General features: G+C 63.6%; 15 protein-coding genes. 10 read left to right on the plus strand and 5 right to left on the minus strand.

Annotated features, from left to right (window positions below):
- Nucleotides 1–73: 73 nt before the first annotated feature.
- On the plus strand, nt 74–349 hold the full coding sequence (locus EA798_RS13830) for a DUF1652 domain-containing protein (protein ID WP_106158709.1): 276 nt from the start codon (nt 74–76) through the stop codon (nt 347–349).
- An 11-nt stretch (nt 350–360) separates the two neighbouring features.
- Here EA798_RS13830 and EA798_RS13835 read toward each other — a convergent pair whose 3' ends face one another.
- Both EA798_RS13835 and EA798_RS13840 read right to left on the minus strand, forming a co-directional pair.
- Nucleotides 361–645, minus strand: a complete 285-nt coding sequence (locus EA798_RS13835; RefSeq protein ID WP_122099320.1) for a DUF2061 domain-containing protein — start codon at nt 643–645, stop codon at nt 361–363.
- A 102-nt stretch (nt 646–747) separates the two neighbouring features.
- The gene (locus tag EA798_RS13840; RefSeq protein WP_122099321.1) at nt 748–1,278 is read right to left on the minus strand and encodes a ferritin-like domain-containing protein; all 531 of its coding nucleotides are present in this window, start codon (nt 1,276–1,278) and stop codon (nt 748–750) included.
- 203 nt (nt 1,279–1,481) lie between these two features.
- Here EA798_RS13840 and EA798_RS13845 point away from each other — a divergent pair, with 203 nt between their 5' ends.
- Nucleotides 1,482–2,594 carry a mechanosensitive ion channel family protein gene (locus tag EA798_RS13845; RefSeq protein WP_122099322.1) on the plus strand — a complete coding sequence of 371 codons (1,113 nt, stop codon included), beginning with the start codon at nt 1,482–1,484 and terminating at the stop codon, nt 2,592–2,594.
- Here EA798_RS13845 and EA798_RS13850 read toward each other — a convergent pair whose 3' ends face one another.
- Complete coding sequence (locus EA798_RS13850; RefSeq protein ID WP_122099323.1) at nt 2,595–3,101, minus strand: CinA family protein; 507 nt, start codon at nt 3,099–3,101, stop codon at nt 2,595–2,597.
- A gap of 298 nt (nt 3,102–3,399) precedes the next feature.
- Here EA798_RS13850 and glgA point away from each other — a divergent pair, with 298 nt between their 5' ends.
- The 7 genes from glgA to EA798_RS13885 all read left to right on the plus strand — a co-directional run bounded on the left by glgA (nt 3,400) and on the right by EA798_RS13885 (nt 15,345).
- The gene (glgA, locus tag EA798_RS13855) at nt 3,400–4,950 is read left to right on the plus strand and encodes a glycogen synthase GlgA (protein WP_106158704.1); all 1,551 of its coding nucleotides are present in this window, start codon (nt 3,400–3,402) and stop codon (nt 4,948–4,950) included.
- A gap of 12 nt (nt 4,951–4,962) precedes the next feature.
- Nucleotides 4,963–6,738, plus strand: coding sequence for a malto-oligosyltrehalose trehalohydrolase (treZ, locus tag EA798_RS13860; RefSeq protein WP_122099324.1), 1,776 nt, complete (start codon nt 4,963–4,965; stop codon nt 6,736–6,738).
- Nucleotides 6,735–8,810 (plus strand): 4-alpha-glucanotransferase, encoded by a 2,076-nt coding sequence (malQ, locus tag EA798_RS13865; protein WP_122099325.1) that lies wholly within the window; start codon nt 6,735–6,737, stop codon nt 8,808–8,810. The genes treZ and malQ overlap by 4 nt, the downstream gene beginning before the upstream one ends.
- Complete coding sequence (locus tag EA798_RS13870) at nt 8,807–11,593, plus strand: malto-oligosyltrehalose synthase (protein WP_122099326.1); 2,787 nt, start codon at nt 8,807–8,809, stop codon at nt 11,591–11,593. Before malQ ends, EA798_RS13870 begins: the two co-directional genes overlap by 4 nt.
- Before the next feature lie 22 nt (nt 11,594–11,615).
- The gene (locus EA798_RS13875) at nt 11,616–11,969 is read left to right on the plus strand and encodes a DUF2934 domain-containing protein (protein ID WP_122099327.1); all 354 of its coding nucleotides are present in this window, start codon (nt 11,616–11,618) and stop codon (nt 11,967–11,969) included.
- Between the two features lie 98 nt (nt 11,970–12,067).
- Nucleotides 12,068–14,218 carry a glycogen debranching protein GlgX gene (gene glgX, locus EA798_RS13880; protein WP_122099328.1) on the plus strand — a complete coding sequence of 717 codons (2,151 nt, stop codon included), beginning with the start codon at nt 12,068–12,070 and terminating at the stop codon, nt 14,216–14,218.
- A gap of 278 nt (nt 14,219–14,496) precedes the next feature.
- A complete protein-coding gene (locus EA798_RS13885) occupies nt 14,497–15,345 on the plus strand; it encodes a M23 family metallopeptidase (RefSeq protein WP_106158698.1) in 849 nt (282 codons plus the stop codon).
- Between the two features lie 16 nt (nt 15,346–15,361).
- Here the strand turns inward: EA798_RS13885 and EA798_RS13890 are convergent, their stop codons facing one another.
- Nucleotides 15,362–16,201, minus strand: coding sequence for a DUF2218 domain-containing protein (locus EA798_RS13890; RefSeq protein ID WP_122099329.1), 840 nt, complete (start codon nt 16,199–16,201; stop codon nt 15,362–15,364).
- A 27-nt stretch (nt 16,202–16,228) separates the two neighbouring features.
- On the minus strand, nt 16,229–17,053 hold the full coding sequence (locus tag EA798_RS13895; RefSeq protein WP_122099330.1) for a DODA-type extradiol aromatic ring-opening family dioxygenase: 825 nt from the start codon (nt 17,051–17,053) through the stop codon (nt 16,229–16,231).
- 104 nt (nt 17,054–17,157) lie between these two features.
- On the opposite strand from EA798_RS13895, the gene EA798_RS13900 reads away from it, so the two are divergent.
- Entirely contained in the window at nt 17,158–18,078 is a 921-nt protein-coding gene (locus tag EA798_RS13900) for a LysR family transcriptional regulator (protein WP_122099331.1), read from the plus strand.
- The last annotated feature ends 328 nt before the right edge of the window (nt 18,079–18,406 follow it).

Below are 18,406 nucleotides of genomic sequence, written 5' to 3' on the forward strand. Positions count from 1 at the left end.
GGACGTCGGGAAACCAGGGATGCGCAGATCATGCAGTGCTGCGCTCAATTCACCTCCTATCTAGGGAGGATTTATGAATACGCGTCTTCCTCTGTTCAAGATCGAAGCCATTCTGCACACCTATTTGCGGCCCTTTCAGTGCGAGTGCCGCGCAGAGCCCGACAGTTCACTTAGCGTGCGCCTTTATCACGAGCCGCCAGACGAAGAACTGACCGTTCTCGGTATCTCCTATGACCAGTGCCGCGACGCGGCGAACCTGGTACGTCTTGCTCAGGAACTTCGCATAGAGATGTGTGCCACGCGCAGCACCTTGCGCGCCGATGCCGAGCTGGCTGACCGCCCTGATTGACTGGCTGGCAGTCAGCGCGGCGTTCTGGCAACACGGCTGCCCGTGGTTTGGCCACGGCCCATGTATTTGAGAAACACATCGTGACCGTAACTGTGCGACTGAACGGGCTTCTGGCGCCCGAAGCGCTGCCAGGCGCGCTCGTGCAGGTAGAACACCACCGTGTTGCATAACGGCTCGATCAGGGCAACCGCACCGCCTATCACGATGCTTCCGGTCAGCGCATAGACGACGATGAACGCCGTGGCGAAATGCAGTACGGCAAAGGTCAGGGTTTTGACTAAAGGGCGTGGTCTCATCGGTAGCTACCACCGCACACATGCCGTGCTGGATGCATGTGCGGGTCTCTATGGGGGCGGGTGAAGCCCGGCCGGACGCCGACCGGGTCTGCAACGGGGCGATCAGCGCTTGGCTTCGACGTTAGGCTCTGCTGCCCGGGTCAGATAGGCCTGCGTCAGTTCCGGCAAGTGCTCGCGCAGCCAATCCGCCATCGCGACCTCCTCGACCAGAATGCGCTCGCAAACCTCCTTGGTCTGCGTATCGCCTACCGCTTCGGCGGCGGCGATCAGGATGGTGTAGGAGGCGATTTCCAGGTTCTCGAAGACGTAACCCATCTGTGCGCCCTTGACGATCTCGTCGTTGACCATCATGCCGCCCATGGCCTGCCCCATCGCCATCATCTTGCCGCCCAGGTCCTTGAGGCCCGAGTAGGACTTGTCGTAGCGCTGCAGGCAGCCTTCGATCAGCCTGGCCTGATTCTGGGTTTCGGTGATGTGCTGGTCGATACGCGCCTTGAGCTCCGGGTAGTGCTCGATGCGGCTGGCCTGCTTGTTCAGCATGGTTTCGGCCTGTGCTTCCATGGCATGGGCGTCGCGCAACCACTCGATGAGGCGTTCGATACGGACATCGTTGCCGGTCTGTGCACTTTGCATTGGATATCTCCACTCAGGTCTGAAAAAACAGGGCCAGAGGATCGGCCCACTTGATTTTGTGAAAGACCCCGCCGGCAAGAGTTCCCCCCACCCGTCCGGCTTGCCATAGCGCCGTAGCAAGCTGAACTTTTGCCTGATGCAGCCTGTCACTGGCCCTGACGAACGCTGACCGGAGCTGCGCTATCGAACTTCCTGCCTTCTTGATGGAATGGGACCAGTACATCAGCCAGCCGGCGTTACGTACGCTGGCGGCCGCGCTGTTCGTGGTACTGGTCCTGAGCCTGTTCGGCCGTCTGCTGACTGCCCTGATGCTGCGTCTGGCCCGAGCGTTCCTGTTTACTCGCGAGTTGTCCGAGCAGCTGGAAAAACCGATTCGGGTGTTGCTGCCGCTGATAGGGCTTCAGGGCGTCTGGACGTCGGCGTCCGATGACCTGCTATTGATCGATGGCGCACGCCACGTCGCTACCCTGCTGATCATCGCCACCCTGACATGGCTGGTGATGCGCCTGCTGCGCGGTCTGCAGCAGTTCATCCTGCTGCGCAATCCGGTAGATGTGGTCGACAACCTGCGCGCCAGGCAGATCCAGACACAATCGCGGGTGCTGCTGCGCACGCTGGCGTTTTTCGTGCTGTTGGTGGGCGCGGCGGCCATGTTGATGACCTTCCCCGGTGCCCGTCAGTTCGGTGCCAGCCTCCTGGCCTCGGCAGGGCTTGCCGGGCTTGCCGTGGGCTTTGCTGCAAGGCCCGTGCTGGCCAACCTGATCGCGGGTGTGCAGATCGCCATGACCCAGCCCATTCGCCTGGACGACGTGGTCATCGTCGAAAACGAGTGGGGACGCATCGAGGAAATCACCGGCACCTACGTCGTCGTGCGCATCTGGGATGACCGTCGCCTGGTCGTGCCGCTGCAGTATTTCATCGAGAAACCATTCCAGAACTGGACCCGCCGCGGCTCCAGCCTGATCGGTACGGTGTTCCTCTGGGCGGATTACTCGCTTCCACTGGAGCCGCTACGCGAAGAGCTGCGCCGTCTGTGCAAGGAAGTGCCTGAGCTGTGGGATGGCAGGGTCTGCGTGCTGCAGGTAACCGACACCAGTGAAAAATCCATTCAGCTGCGTGCGCTGGTGAGTTCACCGGACTCGTCGCGCAACTGGGATCTGCGCTGCCATATCCGTGAGAACCTGCTGGGCTTCATTCAACGTCAGTTTCCACATTCGTTGCCGCAGGTTCGGGCAGATCTCAGCGTCGGCCACAAGCAGCGTATCGATACTTCGCAGCCCGAACATGTGGAACCGGAGCGCCAGCCGCCGGTGTGATCATTCGTCGTCGCGTTCTTCCAGCTTCTTCAACAACTGCTCGTATTTGATCTGCAGCTGGGTGAGACCGTACCGCGCGGCCTGCTTGCGGATCTCCACGCGGTCGCCGTCGAACTGCACCGTTTCGCTCGCGACCACCTGTCGTTCGCCCCGCATCAGTGCATAGCCGTAACACTGGGTACCCCCTTCATCCTCCTGGTCATCGTCCGCAACGCCGGTGTTGGAAACAGCCAGGGTGGCGCCGCTGGCGTTCAGCGCACCAATGGCCATCTCGCACGCAACCTCTTCGCTGGTGAGGCCGAATCGCTCGATGGTTTCGAAATCCACGTTGAGCAGGCGGTTCTTTGCCTTGGGGGAATAGACCACGAAGCCGCTGTCGAGTACCTGGCCGCACCCTGGGATATCGCCCATCAGCGAGGCCATCAACCCGCAGGTGCAGGACTCGGCAGTGGTCAGCTTCAGTTCCTCGCGCTGCAAAAAAGCTACGACTTGCTCGATCTCTTGCATGTTTTTTGCTCCGGCTGGTTCAGGGTCATCGCGTTAACGACTCTGTATTCGGAGCAGGTAGGCAGGTTGCGAGTTCCGGCAGCAGCTGTTGATCGGATTTTGAGAACTTCTACCGCGACGCCGGGTCTGGATTTTGGCAGGGCCAGTGCAGCTCTGCCTGCCCTCGTGGCAGCTCCGAGTACTAGCTTCAGCCTGGTCGTGTTCATGGTATGTGGCGGTCATCAGATCGTTGCATAGGAGAAATATGCTCGTAGCTGGCGCCGGCACCTGGAACGCCGGGGCTCTGGGGAGATCTGTGATGAGTATTGCCGCTGTGAACGCCCTGCCTGTCGGACTACCGAAGGCGCAACCCGCCATACCCCAGGTTACTCGCCCTGCCCTGCAGATTCGCAGTAGCCACGATGACAAACGCAAGATCCTGTTCGTTACCTCCGAGCTGACCGATCTGGTCAAGACTGGCGGGCTCGCCGACGTATCGGCTGCACTGCCGCGGGCATTGGGCGCACGCCACGATGTGCGCGTGCTGATTCCCGGTTACTCGCAGGTGATCAACAGCGGTCACGCCATCCGCACGGTCGGCTCGCTGAGCGGTTACGCCGAGATTCCCGGCTGCCGCATCGGCCGGATGGACATGCCTGACGGCCTGATCATCTACGTGTTGATCTGCCCGGAACTCTACGAGCGCGAAGGCTCGCCGTACGGGGACGCCGATGGCAACGACTGGCCGGACAATCCGGTGCGTTTCGCTCGCCTCGGCCTGGCTGCCGCGGAGATCGCCGCCGGTACGGCCTGCATTCGCTGGGCACCTGAACTGGTGCACGCCCACGACTGGCCAGCAGGTCTGGTGCCGGCCTATATGCACTGGCGTGGGCTGAACACGCCGAGCGTCTTCACCATTCACAACCTTGCCTATCAGGGCAACATCGACATGTCGCAACGGCGTCTGCTGGGCATCCCGGCCGAGGCCTGCGACCCCGAGCGCATGGAGTTCTACGGCAAGCTGTCGCTGCTCAAGGCCGGCATTGCCTATGCCAACCGGGTGACCACCGTCAGCGCTACCTACGCCGAGGAAATCACCACGCCAGAGTTCGGCTGTGGCATGGAAGGTTTTCTCAGCATGAAAGCCCGCCAGGGCCTGCTCAGCGGGCTGCTCAACGGCATCGACGAAAGCTGGGCACCGGAAAGCGACCCCTATCTGGTGAGCGGCTTCAGTGCACGTAACTGGGCAGGCAAGGAGGCGAACGCCGCCTATATCCGCGAGTCCTTCGGGCTCGAGCACTGCAATGCCCCGCTGTTTGCCGTGGTCTCGCGCCTGGTGCATCAGAAGGGTGTGGACCTGACCCTCGACGTCGCCCATGCCATCGTCGAAGGCGGCGGCCAGCTGGCGATCCTTGGCCAGGGCGATCACCAGATCGAGCATCAGGTTCGCCAGCTCGCGGCCCAGTACCCCGGCCGTGTCGCGGCCCACATCGGCTTCAACGAAACCGATGCGCGTCGGTTGTTCGCCGGCAGTGATTTCTTGCTGATGCCCTCGCGCTACGAGCCGTGCGGTCTCAGCCAGATGTACGCCCAGCGGTATGCCTCCCTGCCCATTGCGCGACGCACGGGGGGGCTGGCCGATTCCATCGAGGATGGCGTCACCGGCTTCCTGTTCGACGAACCGGATGTTGCCAGTTACCGCCAGGCGGTGCAGCGGGCCCTGGCGTTTCATCGGCATCCGCAACTGCTCGGCGCCATGCGTTGCCGCGCGATGGCGGCTGGCTTTTTCTGGCGTCACGCCATCGAACCCTATGACGCGCTCTACCGGCAGCTGCTCGGAGAGCGCCGCGAGGTTCGTCATCTAATCTGAAGAGGTTGTTCAATGCAGAAGCAGCGTGCCCATATCGGGCATCACGGTCCGGAGTTGCTGGATGACGGAACTACCCGTTTCCGGCTCTGGGCGCCCGATGCGCAAAACGTCAGTCTGATCGTTGTAGGCGCACAAACGCTGCCGATGACCGCCACTGAAGAAGGCTGGTACAGCATCGATGCCCCTTACGGGGCCGGTACGCTCTACCGGTTTCTCATCGACGATGAACTGCATGTGCCCGACCCCGCCTCGCGGGCGCAGGCGGGTGACGTGCATGCGCCGAGCCTGGTGGTCGACACCCACAACAACTACCTGTGGCGCAACAGCAGCTGGCTCGGCCGCCCTTGGCACGAGACGGTGCTGTACGAGACCCATGTTGGCCTGTATGGCGGTTTCGCCGCGATGGAAAAGCACCTCGCCGGGCTTGCCGAGCTGGGCGTGACGGCCATCGAGCTGATGCCCATCGCCGAATTTCCCGGCGATCGCAATTGGGGTTACGACGGCGTATTGCCCTACGCACCGGAAGCCGCCTATGGCAGCCCGGAAGAGCTCAAGCACCTGATCGATACCGCCCACGGCCTGGGCCTGATGGTGTTTCTCGATGTGGTCTACAACCACTTCGGACCGGACGGCAATTACCTCGGCCGCTACGCCAGGCACTTCTTCCGCCACGACCAGCAGACACCCTGGGGTGATGGCATCGATTTCCGCCGCCGCGAAGTCCGTGACTTCTTCATCGACAACGCGCTGATGTGGCTGATGGATTACCGCTTCGACGGGCTGCGCTTCGACGCCGTGCATGCCATTCCCGACCGCAGCTTCCTTACCGAGCTTGCCGAGCGCGTGCACGCCACCGTGGAACCCGGTCGCCATGTGCATCTGGTGCTGGAGAACGAGGACAACCGCTCCAGCCTGCTTACCCAGGGCTTCACCGCGCAGTGGAACGATGACGGCCACAATGTGCTGCATGCGCTGCTCACCGACGAGAGCCAGGGCTACTACGCCGACTACCACCAGGACGCGACCGCCAAACTGGCGCGTTTTCTCGGCGAAGGTTTCATCTATCAGGGGCAGAACAACCGTCATGGCGAAGCCCGCGGCGAGCCCAGCGCGCATCTGTCACCGACCTCGTTCGTGCTGTTCCTGCAGAACCATGACCAGACCGGCAACCGCGCCTTTGGCGATCGCCTGGTGACGCTGGCCGACGCCGACGCGCTCAGGGCTGCCACGGCGGTCCTGCTGCTTTCCCCGATGGTCCCGCTTTTGTTCATGGGCGAGGAATGGGGCTCGCGGCAGCCGTTCCTGTTTTTCACCAGCCATCACGGCGAGCTGGCCGACGCGGTGCGCGAAGGCCGCCGCAACGAGTTCGCCGAATTTTCCGAGTTCGCTGACGAGGCCACGCGGGAGCGCATTCCCGACCCCAACGCCGTATCCACGTTCGAACAGTCGCGGCCGGACTTCGGGGCGCAGACGCAACCGGGGCACGCCGAATGGCACGCGCTGTACCGCCAGTTGCTCAGCATCCGCCACACCGAGATCGTGCCGCGCCTGCCGGGTTCGGCCTTCCTCGGCTGCAGCGTGCTGGGCGAAGCCGCCGTGCTTGCCCGCTGGCAGCTGGGTGATGGCAGCCTGCTGCGTCTTGAGCTGAACCTTGGCGCACAAGCCGCTCCCCTGCCAGCTTCGTCTACCGCCGCGCAGCTGCTGTTCGCCAGTCGTGAGTCGGATGCGAACACGCCCGACCAATTGCCGCCTCGTATGGCCAAGCTGTATCTGGAGAAAGCCAAATGAGCGACGAATCCCTGATCCGCCTGGCGGAAGCCGCCGGACTCTCCATCGACTGGGTCGATGCCGACAACCGTGGACAACGGGTCGAGCCGGCCGTGCTGCGCGAGGTGCTCGCCTGCCTGGGGCTGGCGGCGGAGACCGACGCTGATATCGACGCCAGCCTCGAGACTCTCGCGCACAAGAACAATCACGGCGGCGTGCCGCCCTTGCTCACCTGCGATCAGCACGCCGCACTGGACCTTTCCGCCTACTTTCCCGCCGCCAGTCGTTTCGAGTTGCACGCAGAAGATGGCGGCGTCCAGCAGGGCACGCTCGATTACCAGGCGCACCTGCCGGCCATCGACACGCCTGGCTATTACCGCCTGATCATCGACAAGTATCAGCTGACCGTCGCCATTGCCCCGCTGTCGTGTCCCACCGTGGCTGAAATCGCCGGTGCCGATGCCTGGGGGCTGACGGCCCAGTTGTATAGCCTGCGACGAGCCGGTGACGGCGGCCTGGGCGATACCCAGGCGCTGGAGGCAATGGTGAGCAATGCCGCTGCCCATGGAGCCGATGCGCTGGGTATCAGCCCGGTGCATGCCATGTTCGGCGCGCACATCAACCAGTACAGCCCCTACTCGCCCTCGAGCCGACTGTTCTTCAACGTGCTGCACGCGGCACCCGGATCGATCCTCGGCGAGCGGCCGCTGCGCCAGGCCATCGAGACCTGCGGGCTAGGCGAGGAACTGGAACGGCTTGAGCGCCTGGAGCTGATCGACTGGCCCGCCGTTGCCCAGTCACGGCATCGCCTGCTACGCCAGCTGTTCGACGACTTCAGCAAAGGCGATAACGCCTTGCAGGTGGATTTCGACAGCTTCCGTGCAAACGGCGGCGAGGCACTGGAAAACCACTGCCGTTTCGAAGCCCTGCACACCCATTTGCGCGACGCACAAGGCCATACCCAGCACTGGAGCGATTGGCCGAGCGAGTATCGCGATCCGGCTAGCCCAGCGGTGGACGCATTCGCCCGCGAACACGCCGACGAGGTGAGCTACCACGCCTTTGGCCAGTGGCTGATGGCCCGCGGACTGGAGCGCGCCCAGGTCGCCGCGCGCAGCGCCGGCATGCGTATCGGACTGATCTCCGACCTCGCGGTCGGCGCCGATGGCGGTGGCAGCCAGGCCTGGAGCCGCCAGGCCGAGCTGTTGGCGTCGCTGAGCGTCGGTGCGCCGCCGGACATCATGAATCGTGACGGACAGAACTGGGGCATTTCGGCGTTTTCGCCCTGGGGTTTGCGCCAGCATGGCTTCCGTGCCTATATCGAAATGCTGCGCGCCAACCTCGCCCACGCCGGTGGCATGCGCATCGATCATGTGCTGGGCCTTAAGCGTCTGTGGGTCGTACCTGCCGGTGCCGACCCGAAGCGCGGGGTGTACCTCAACTTCCCGTTCGACGACATGCTGCGCCTGCTCTGCCTGGAGGCCTGGCGCCACCAGGCGGTGATCCTCGGCGAGGACCTGGGCACCATTCCCCACGGCCTGCGGGACGTCCTGGCGGCTCGCGGAATCCTCGGCATGCGGGTGTTGCTGTTCGAACAGCACGACGGCCATTTCCAGACGCCTGGCCAGTATCCGGCGCAAGCGCTGGCCACCAGCACTACCCATGACATCCCGACCCTGACTGGCTGGTGGCAAGGTCATGACATCGACTGGCGCATCAAGGTCGGTCAGGTGCCCGAGTCCGACCGCGAAACGCAGTGGCGAGCCCGCGAGAAAGAACGCGCCGGCCTGAATCGCGCATTGTGCGAGTACAGCGGCAAGAATCCGGATGTGCTGCTCGATGCCGAAGAAGCGGTCGATGCCGCCATCTGCTTCCTGGCGCACACCCCGGCACCGTTGGTACTGGTGCCGGTGGAGGATGCGCTCGGTCTGGAAGAACAGACCAACATGCCCGGCATCGTCGAAACCCATCCCAACTGGCGTCGCCGCTATCCCGGCGACAGTGCAACGTTGCTCGACAGCCCGGCCAGCAGCCGTCGGCTGGCGTCCTTTGCGCAGGCCCGTCGTAACCATCGTGGAGCTGCGCATCGATGAAAGACCTTACCGCAACCCTGCGACTGCAGTTTCACCGCGACTTCACCCTGGATCACGCCACCGGCCTGGTGGACTACTTCGCGGAACTCGGCATCAGCCATATCTACGCTTCACCGCTGCTCACCGCCCGCCCCGGCTCCATGCACGGTTACGACGTGATCGATCCGACGCGCATCAACCCGGAGCTGGGCGGCGAGCCAGCCCTGCGCCGCCTCGTCGAAGCCCTGCGCGGCAAGGGCATGGGGCTGATCCTCGACATCGTATCCAACCACATGGCAGTCGGTGGCTCTGGCAATACCTGGTGGCTGGATGTACTGGAGTGGGGGCGCCGCAGCCCCTACGCACAGTTCTTCGATATCGAATGGAATTCGCCCGATCCGCTGCTCGAAGGCCAGCTCCTGGTGCCCTTCCTCGGCAGTGACTACGGCGATGCGCTGCAGCAAGGCACCCTCAAGCTGCGCCTGGATATCGACAACGGCGCGCTCTATGCCGAGCATTACGAGCATCGCTTCCCCATTACCCCACCGAGCTACGGCGAAGTGTTGCGTGCTGCCGACCATCCGCAGCTAAGAACCCTGGCGCAGCACTTCGATGCCCTGAAGACCGAGCCGGCACCCTATCAGGCTGCGCGTTTGCTGCGAGCCGAACTCGCCGAGCAATTGCAGAACGCCGATACCCGCCAGGCTCTGGAACAGGCGCTCGGCACCTATGATTCCACGACCGATGACGGCTTCCGCCGTCTGCACAGCCTGCTCGAGCGGCAGAATTACCGGCTGGCCAGCTGGCGCACCGCGGGTGACGACATCAACTGGCGGCGCTTCTTCGACATCAACGAGCTGGGCGGCCTGCGCGTCGAGCGTCCGGTGGTATTCGAGGAAACCCACGCGAAGATCTTCGAGCTGATCGGCGATGGTCTGGTCGATGGACTGCGCATCGACCATATCGACGGCCTGGCCGATCCGCGTGGCTACTGCCGGCGCCTGCGCCGGCGCGTCGATCGCCTGAATGCCGGGCGTCCGCAGGACGCGGTGCAGGATCATGTACCGATCTACGTCGAGAAGATCCTCGCCGGCGGCGAGCGCCTGCATGACGACTGGGGCGTCGACGGCACCACCGGTTACGAGTTCATGAATCAGGTTTCGCTGTTGCAGCACGATCCGGCGGGCGAATCGTTGCTCTGTGCCTTGTGGAGCGAGACCAGCGGGCGTACCACCGACTTCATGGAAGAGGCGCGCCAGGCACGCCAACTGGTGCTGACCGGCCCTCTGGCCGGAGATTTCGAAAGCGTCGCTCAAGCCTTGCTGCAGGTCGCCCGTGGCGATGTGATGACCCGCGACATCACCCTCGGCGCGATTCGCCGGGCGCTGCTGGAGCTGATCATCCACTTCCCGGTATATCGCACCTACATTGCTGCACCGGGCCGTCGCGAGGCGGATGAGCCGTTCTTCCAGCAGGCGCTGGATGGCGCGAAGACGACCTTGAGCGAAGCCGACTGGCCGTTGCTCGAGCATCTGCAGCTCTGGCTGGGGGGCGAAAGCCTGCGGCAACTGCCGCGCAGCCTGCGCAAGATTCGCCGCTATGCCTGCACGCGCTTCCAGCAGCTGACCTCGCCGGCTGCGGCGAAGGCCGTGGAAGACACCGCCTGCTACCGCTCCGGCATCCTGCTCTCGCGCAATGATGTGGGTTTCGACCCGCAACACTTCAGCGCGCCGTTGCAGGCATTCCATGACGAATGCCTGCAACGTGCCGAGCATTTCCCGCGCAACATGCTGACCACCGCGACCCACGACCATAAGCGTGGCGAAGATACCCGCGCCCGCATCGCGGTGATCAGCGAGCGCGCCGAGTGGTTTGCCGGCAACGTGCGGCGCTGGCGCGAGATGACCGCCGACCGAATCCAGCCGCTCGGCGACGGCCCCGCGCCCTCGCCTGCCGATGAGCTGATGCTGTTTCAGATCCTGCTCGGCAGTTGGCCGCTGGACCTCCGTGCGGACGACAGGACGGCGATGGAGCAGTACTGCACGCGCATCCTGCAGTGGCAGGAAAAAGCCCTGCGCGAAGCCAAGTTGCGCACCACCTGGAGCGACCCCAACAGCGACTACGAAAGCGCCTGCCGCCAGCATGTCGAGTACCTGCTGCTCGCCGACGCTGGTGCACCATTACGGGACGAAATCGCTGCGGCCGCCGCTGAACTGGCCCCTGCCGGTGCGTTGAACAGCCTTGCGCAAAGCCTGCTACGCATGACCACTCCTGGCGTGCCTGACCTCTACCAGGGCGCCGAATACTGGGATTTCAGTCTGGTCGACCCGGACAACCGCAGGCCGGTGGACTTCGCTGCCAGGCAGCACAGCCTCAGCAGCGCCGGCCCGCTCGATGAGCTGCTGCAGAGCTGGCACGACGGTCGCATCAAGCAGGCCGTGATCCGCCGCACACTGCAGCTGCGTCGACGCTGCCCACGGCTGTTCAGCGAAGGCCGCTATCTGCCGCTTGCGGTTTCCGGCGAGCAGGCCGAACAGCTGCTGGCCTTCGCCCGCGAGCTGGAAGGTCAATGGGTGGTAGTCGTGGTGCCACGGCTGGCGGCTAATCTGCTGGGTGATTGTGAAGTACCGAGCATTCCGGCGCAGCGCTGGGGCAACACCCGGATCGCACTGCCCGAGGCGCTGGACGGTAGCGAATTCGAGCGACTTTTCGACGCAACGGCAGTCACATCCCAACAAGCCAGCCTTGAGGCTGCGCGGGTTCTGGACGGACTGCCAGTGGCCGTCCTGCATACGTCTACATGAGAGCAACAGGAGAATCCCAACAATGAGTTCAGAAGAGCAACGTATCCGCGAGTTCGCTTATCAGATCTGGCAATCCGAGGGCTGCCCGGAAGGTGAAGATGAGCGCCATTGGGCAATGGCGCGCAAGCTGGTAGAGGCCGAATACGGCGCCGCCGATGCCAAGCCCGCCAGCCGTCCTCGAAAAACCGCGACCAAGCCGACCGACGCCACTCCGAAAGCCAAGGCCAAGACCAAGGACGTAAAGGATGCGAAGGACGCCCCGGCCGCCAAGCCCCGCGCGAGCCGCAGCGCACCCAAGGCAGGGACTGACGCCAAGGCCGGTACGCCCGAGTCCATCAAGAAAACCCGTACCCCGCGCGCAAAGAAGGAAAGCTGACCGGCGGCAGGCATCTTGTCAGCGTCGGATCGGTCGAATGATCGTCCGCGCCGACACTCGCCTCGGCACGCCTTCCGGAATCCGCCTTTGGAGATTTCATGAGTAAGAAAAAGCCCTACGTGCCGCAGGTTTCGACGCCGTCCAGGATCAGCGAGGGCTCGCCCTTCCCGCTCGGGGCAACCTGGGACGGCCTGGGTGTCAATTTCGCCATTTTCTCCGCCCACGCCACCAAGGTGGAGCTGTGCCTGTTCGACTCCAGCGGTGAAGTCGAGCTCGAGCGTATCGAGCTTCCTGAGTACACCGACGAGATCTGGCATGGCTACCTGCCGGATGCGCATCCGGGGCAGATCTACGGCTACCGCGTATACGGGCCGTACGATCCGGAGAACGGCCATCGCTTCAACCCGAACAAGCTGCTGATCGACCCGTATGCCAAGCAATTGGTGGGCGAGCTGAAATGGTCGGAAGCGCTGTTCGGCTACACCATCGGCCACCCCGATGGCGACCTCAGTTTCGACGAGCGCGACAGCGCGCCGTTCGTGCCCAAGTGCAAGGTCATCGACCCGGCCTTCACCTGGGGCCGCGACCACCCGGTGCAGGTGCCCTGGGACAAGACCATCATCTACGAAACCCATGTGCGTGGTTACACCATGCGCCATCCGGCAGTGGCGGACGACGTGCGTGGTACGTTCGCCGGTTTCAAGACGCCGGAAGTGATCGACTACATCCGCAAGCTCGGCGTTTCCTCGATCGAGCTATTGCCGATCCATGCCTTCGTCCAGGACCAGCATCTGCTCGAAAAAGGCATGGCCAACTACTGGGGCTACAACAGCATCGCGTTCTTCGCGCCGTACCCCAAGTACCTGGCCAGCGGCAAGATCACCGAGTTCAAGGAGATGGTCGCGCACCTGCACAACGCCGACCTCGAGGTGATTCTCGATGTGGTCTACAACCACACCGCCGAAGGCAACGAGCGGGGCCCGACCCTTTCCATGCGCGGCATCGACAACGCCTCCTATTACCGCCTGATGCCGGATGACAAGCGTTACTACATCAACGATTCCGGCACCGGTAACACGCTGGACATGAGCCACCCCTGCGTGCTGCAGATGGTCACCGACTCGCTGCGTTACTGGGCCACCGAAATGCACGTGGATGGCTTCCGCTTCGATCTGGCAACCATCCTCGGCCGCGAACACGACGGTTTCGACGAGCGCCACGGCTTCCTCGTCGCCTGTCGTCAGGACCCGGTACTGGCCAAGACCAAACTGATTTCCGAGCCCTGGGACTGCGGCCCCGGCGGCTATCAGGTCGGTGGCTTCCCGCCGGGCTGGGCCGAGTGGAACGACCAGTTCCGCGATACGGTGCGCTCGTTCTGGAAAGGCGACGATGGCCAGCTGGCCGATTTCGCCAGCCGCCTCACCGGCTCCGGTGATCTGTTCAACCAGCGCGGGCGTCGTCCGTTCAGCTCGATCAACTTCGTCACCGCTCACGACGGCTTCACGTTGAAGGACCTGGTGTCCTACAACCACAAGCACAACGAAGACAATGACGAAGGCAACCGCGACGGCAGCGACAACAACCTGTCGTGGAACCACGGGGTGGAAGGCCATACCGACGACCCGGAAATCAACGAGCTGCGCTATCGGCAGATGCGCAACTTCCTCGCCACGCTGCTGTTCTCGCAAGGCACGCCGATGATTGTCGCTGGCGATGAATTCGCCCGTACTCAGCACGGCAACAACAACGCCTACTGCCAGGACAGCGAAATAGGCTGGGTGAACTGGGACATCAGCGAGGACAGCTACGGTCTGCTGGGCTTTGCCCGCAAGCTGATCCGTATGCGCCAGCGCTTCCCGATGCTGCGTCGTAGCCGCTTCCTGGTCGGTGCATACAACGAGGAGCTGGGCGTCAAGGATGTCACCTGGCTGGCGCCGAATGCCGAAGAGATGACCATCGAACAGTGGGAGGACGCCCACAATCGCTGCATGGGCATGCTGCTTGACGGCCGCGCCCAGCCGACCGGTATCAGGCGTGCGGGCTCCGATGCGACGCTGCTGATCATCGTCAACGCGCATCACGACCTGGTGAACTTCACGCTGCCGGAAGTGCCGCAAGGCATCTACTGGAACCGCCTGATAGACACCAATCACCCGACCGCGCGACCGGAACGGTTCGACTTCAATGACGAATATGCCGTGACCGGCCGTTCGCTGCTGCTGCTCGAGCTGGTCAAGTCCGACGAGTGAATAAGAGCGCCCCGACCCGTCCGGGTTCGGGGCGTTTCCTTCCTGCTTGCGATCACCCCCCGCCTATTCTCGCCAGCCCGTTTGTTAGAGCGGTCCTGACCGCGAGGCCCCAGCCCAGATTCGCGCCGAGACCGTGCGCCCATCAAAAAAACGACATGCGGCAGTGAACCTCACCGCGTGACCCAAGTCCCAAAACCAGCGCGGCTTCCCTGAACAACCAACGGATTCGTCCTGCTCGTCGCCGGCAGCCTTGTCTTTTCCGTGATGGATCACACGTCATGCTCTCTTTGCGACCGCTTATCTACCCCCTGCTCATGCTGATCGGCCTTGCGCCATTGGCACCCGCCCTCGCCTCGAACAACCAGCCGAAGGCAACAGACAAGCCTGGCTCGGTACGCCTGCTGATCAATCGTGCCGGTAGTGGCAAGGCGATGGACGTCAGCAATACGCTGCAAGTGCCAGTCGAGGTCACCCTGCGGCTGACGCGGATGGTCAATGTGGCCGGGGTCGGCAAGGGGGTGATCCGCAAGACGGTGCCTGCCAATAGCCGGGTCCGCGTCGCCACGCTGAGCAAGCGCCAGGCAGGCGGGCCGATCATGTTCAAGCACTCGTTCAGCTATGCGCTGATCTATTCACCGGAACCGGATCAACCCGGCACGGTGGACGGGCCGGCCTACGCCCTGCCCTGGCAAGGTGGGCCATTTCGCATCTCTCAAGGAGCTGGCGGCGATTTCAGTCACAACTCGCCAAGCGGCCGTTATGCGGTGGACATCGCCATGCCGGTCGGCACCCCGATCGTCGCCGCCCGCGCCGGGACAGTGGTGAAGGTTCGCGACGGCCAGGGAGGACGACTGCCGGACCCTGCGGGCAACTACGTGCGCATCGAACATGAAGACGGCACCCACAGCGCCTATCTGCACCTGAGCCGCGGCTCTGTGCGTGTCCAGCCAGGGCAGCAGGTCAACGTCGGCACGCTGCTCGGCAAGTCCGGCAATACCGGCCGCAGCACCGGTCCGCACCTGCACTTCGTGGTGCAGAAGCCCTACGGCAGCTCGATGTTGTCGATCCCTTTCCGCTTTAGCCAACCGGTGGAATCGCTGCCCAACTTTGCGTTGAGCAGCCAGTGAGTCAGAGCCGACGGCGTCAGAGCATGCGCTGCATGATGTCGTCTCGCTTGACCAGGCGGTGGTAAAGCGCCGCGGCGATGTGACCGACCACCAATAGAACGGTCAGCCAGGCCAGTGGTGAATGGACTCCGCCAACCGAAGCCGCCCAGGCGATTTCCGGGCCCTTGTCTACCAGCTGCTGGCCAAACACCTTGAGGCCGTAGCCATTGCCGACCAGATACAGCACACCGGTGATCGGCATCAGCAGCATGCAGGCATAGAGAGCCAGATGGCCGCCCTTGACCAGCCACGCGGTGGCCGGATCATGCTGCGGCCGTTGCCTGAGCTGACTCAGTGACCAGACGATGCGCAGCACTACCAGAACCATCAGCACGGCGCCCAGGGAAACGTGCCAGGGCACGAGCGTCTCGCCGACCCAGTGCTCACCTTCGGCGATGCGGTCGCCCAGTTTGAGAAACTGCCAGACGATCAGCAGCGCCATCAGCCAGTGAAATACCCGCGAAACGGTGCCGTAGCGACTTGGCGAATCGAGCGAACGGCGCTCCGCCGGCCCGGCAGCGGGCTGCGCACCGGCCTCGGTTTTCCAGGCGATAACCAGCGGTTCGTCACCGGCCATGCGCTCCAGGTGATCGGCGACCACCTTCTGCAACTGCTGCAGCTTGGCTTGATCGGCAGTCTCCAACTGCGCGTCCAGATAGCCCTCGCTGGCGTGCAGGCTGCAGCGGCCGAGCGGCAGCTCGATCACGCCACCCTGCTCGTCCAGCTGCACGGCAAACTTGTGTCGCCAGTGATTGCACAGGCGCTTGATCAGGCGCGACGGATTGCTCGCCGGGATTCGGCTATGGGATCGGTACATGGTGTTCCCCTCGATGAAATGTGCGCGTCAGCCGAAACGGTAGGCCGACAGCGTGGTGTGCATGACGCGGTCGCTGAAGACCTTGCGTCCGATCGAATCGCCAGCCGCGCCGGCAGCCACCAGCAGCGGAATCAGATGCTCCTCGGCCCCGGGCGGGTGACACAGGCGCGCCGCCGGAGCGCGTTCCCAGCACTGCAGCGCCCGGTCTCGCTCGGTGGGCGGCAGTTCGACCGCAGCGGTGAGCCAATGATCGAATTCGTCTGAAATCGACGCGAAACGCGGGTCGCCGTAGCCACGCATGTTGTGAAAGCTCATGCCGCTGCCGACGATCAGCACCCCTTCGTCGCGCAGCACCTGCAAGGCACGACCGGCTTCGATGTGCGCCAACGGGTCGAGATCGTTACGCAACGAGAGCTGCACCACCGGAACATCCGCGGCAGGGAACATCAGCTTCAGCGGGATGAACATGCCGTGGTCGAAGCCGCGCTGGAAGTCTTGCTGCCCACCAGGCGATGCGTCATCGAGCAAGGCAGCGATACGGCCGGCCAGGGCCGGCGAGCCCGGTGCGGGATAACGCAATTCGTAGGTGTGCGGTGGAAAACCGTGATAGTCGTAGATCAGCCCGGGACGCGCGGCACCCGTCACGCTGAAGGTCGGCTGCAGCCAGTGGCCGGAAACCACAACGATGGCCGTCGGCTTGGCTGGCAGGGTCGCGGCGATGCCCTTGAGAAAACCGGCCATCGCATCCCAGGCGTTGCGCGGATTCCACTCCATGAAGAAGCAGGGTCCCGCGCCATGAGGGACGAACAGGGTTGGCATGGTCGAATGGCGTGCGGGTTGGCTGACAGTCATCACTGGCCTGCTCCGAGATGAAGTGCGACAAGCATGGGCTACACTTGGTGGTGTGAGAACCTATCGAAATGCACTAACAGTTTTTACTATCAGTAGGAGCTTGAATGCTCGACCGAATCACCGGCATGCGTGTTTTCACCCGGGCTGCCATTGCCGGCAGCCTGTCTGCCGCGGCGCGTCACTTTGAAATGTCACCCGCCATGGCCAGCAAGCACGTCGACGCACTGGAAAGCCGACTGGGGGTGAAGCTGTTCCACCGCAGCACCCGTCGCCTGATCCTGACCGAGGCCGGCAGCAACTACCTGGAAGCCTGCCAGCGCATCCTGCCGGAGATCGAAGAAGCTGAAGCCAGCGTCGCCTCGCAGCGAATCGAGGCGACCGGGCTGCTGCGCATGAACGTGCCGCTCACATTCGGCACGCAGTTCATCGCCCCGCTCATTCCGGAATTCAGCCGCCGCCACCCCGCGGTAAAGGTGGAACTCGGCCTTACCGACAGCCGCGTGGATCTGCTCGACGGCGGCTGGGATATGGCCGTCCGTATCGGCTGGCTGCAGGACAGCCCCATGCAGGCGCGACAGCTGGCGGATTGCCCGTTGCTGGTCTGCGCCGCGCCGCGCTACCTGGATGAGCGTGGGGTGCCGCGCAGCGTCGCCGACCTGGGACAGCACAACTGTCTGGGCTACAGCCTGGCGAGTCTCGCGGCTGGCAAGGTCTGGCCATTTGGCCGCGACGGCGAAGTGCGCGTCGCAGTCAACGGCGATCTGGTGGCCAACAATGGAGAAGCCCTGGTGGCTGCCGCAATCGGCGGTCAGGGGGTGATCTATCAACCGCAGTTCATTGTTGCCAGGGCCCTGCGCAGCGGTGAGCTGGTGGCCATCGAACTGGATCAGCCGTGCGTCGGGCTTGGCGGTATCCATGTGGTCTACCCACCCGACCGCCGCCCGCCGGCCAAGGTCCGGGTGATGATCGACTATCTGGTCGATGCCTTCTCCGGCGATCAGCCCTGGGCGCTGCCGTCAGGCTGACCCGTTCTCTGCCGCCCGCGCTCGGTCCGAGTGCGGTACGCCCCGTTCTGTCGGGCCTTTGCGCCCGCCAGCTGACCTTGCCTGCATAGAAAAAGGTGAACCGCCACCACGCGGAAAAGTCGGAACAGATGTGCGCGCCTGCTATTCGAGGCGTGTGTTCGTCCGCTTGGCATACACCGAACGACTGCCCCGCGCAGGACCCATTGCGTTTTCCCGTGTCCTTGCTGCCGCAACCGCAGTCCTTCGGGCCGAAGCGTTCAAGCATGTACTGGGCGACTTGGAGTGATTATGAACGCGGTCCATCCCGTCTCTGCTGACGCCGCTCTCG

Origin of the sequence: Pseudomonas songnenensis (assembly GCF_003696315.1) — a bacterium.
GTDB classification, from domain to species: Bacteria; Pseudomonadota; Gammaproteobacteria; order Pseudomonadales; family Pseudomonadaceae; genus Stutzerimonas; species Stutzerimonas songnenensis.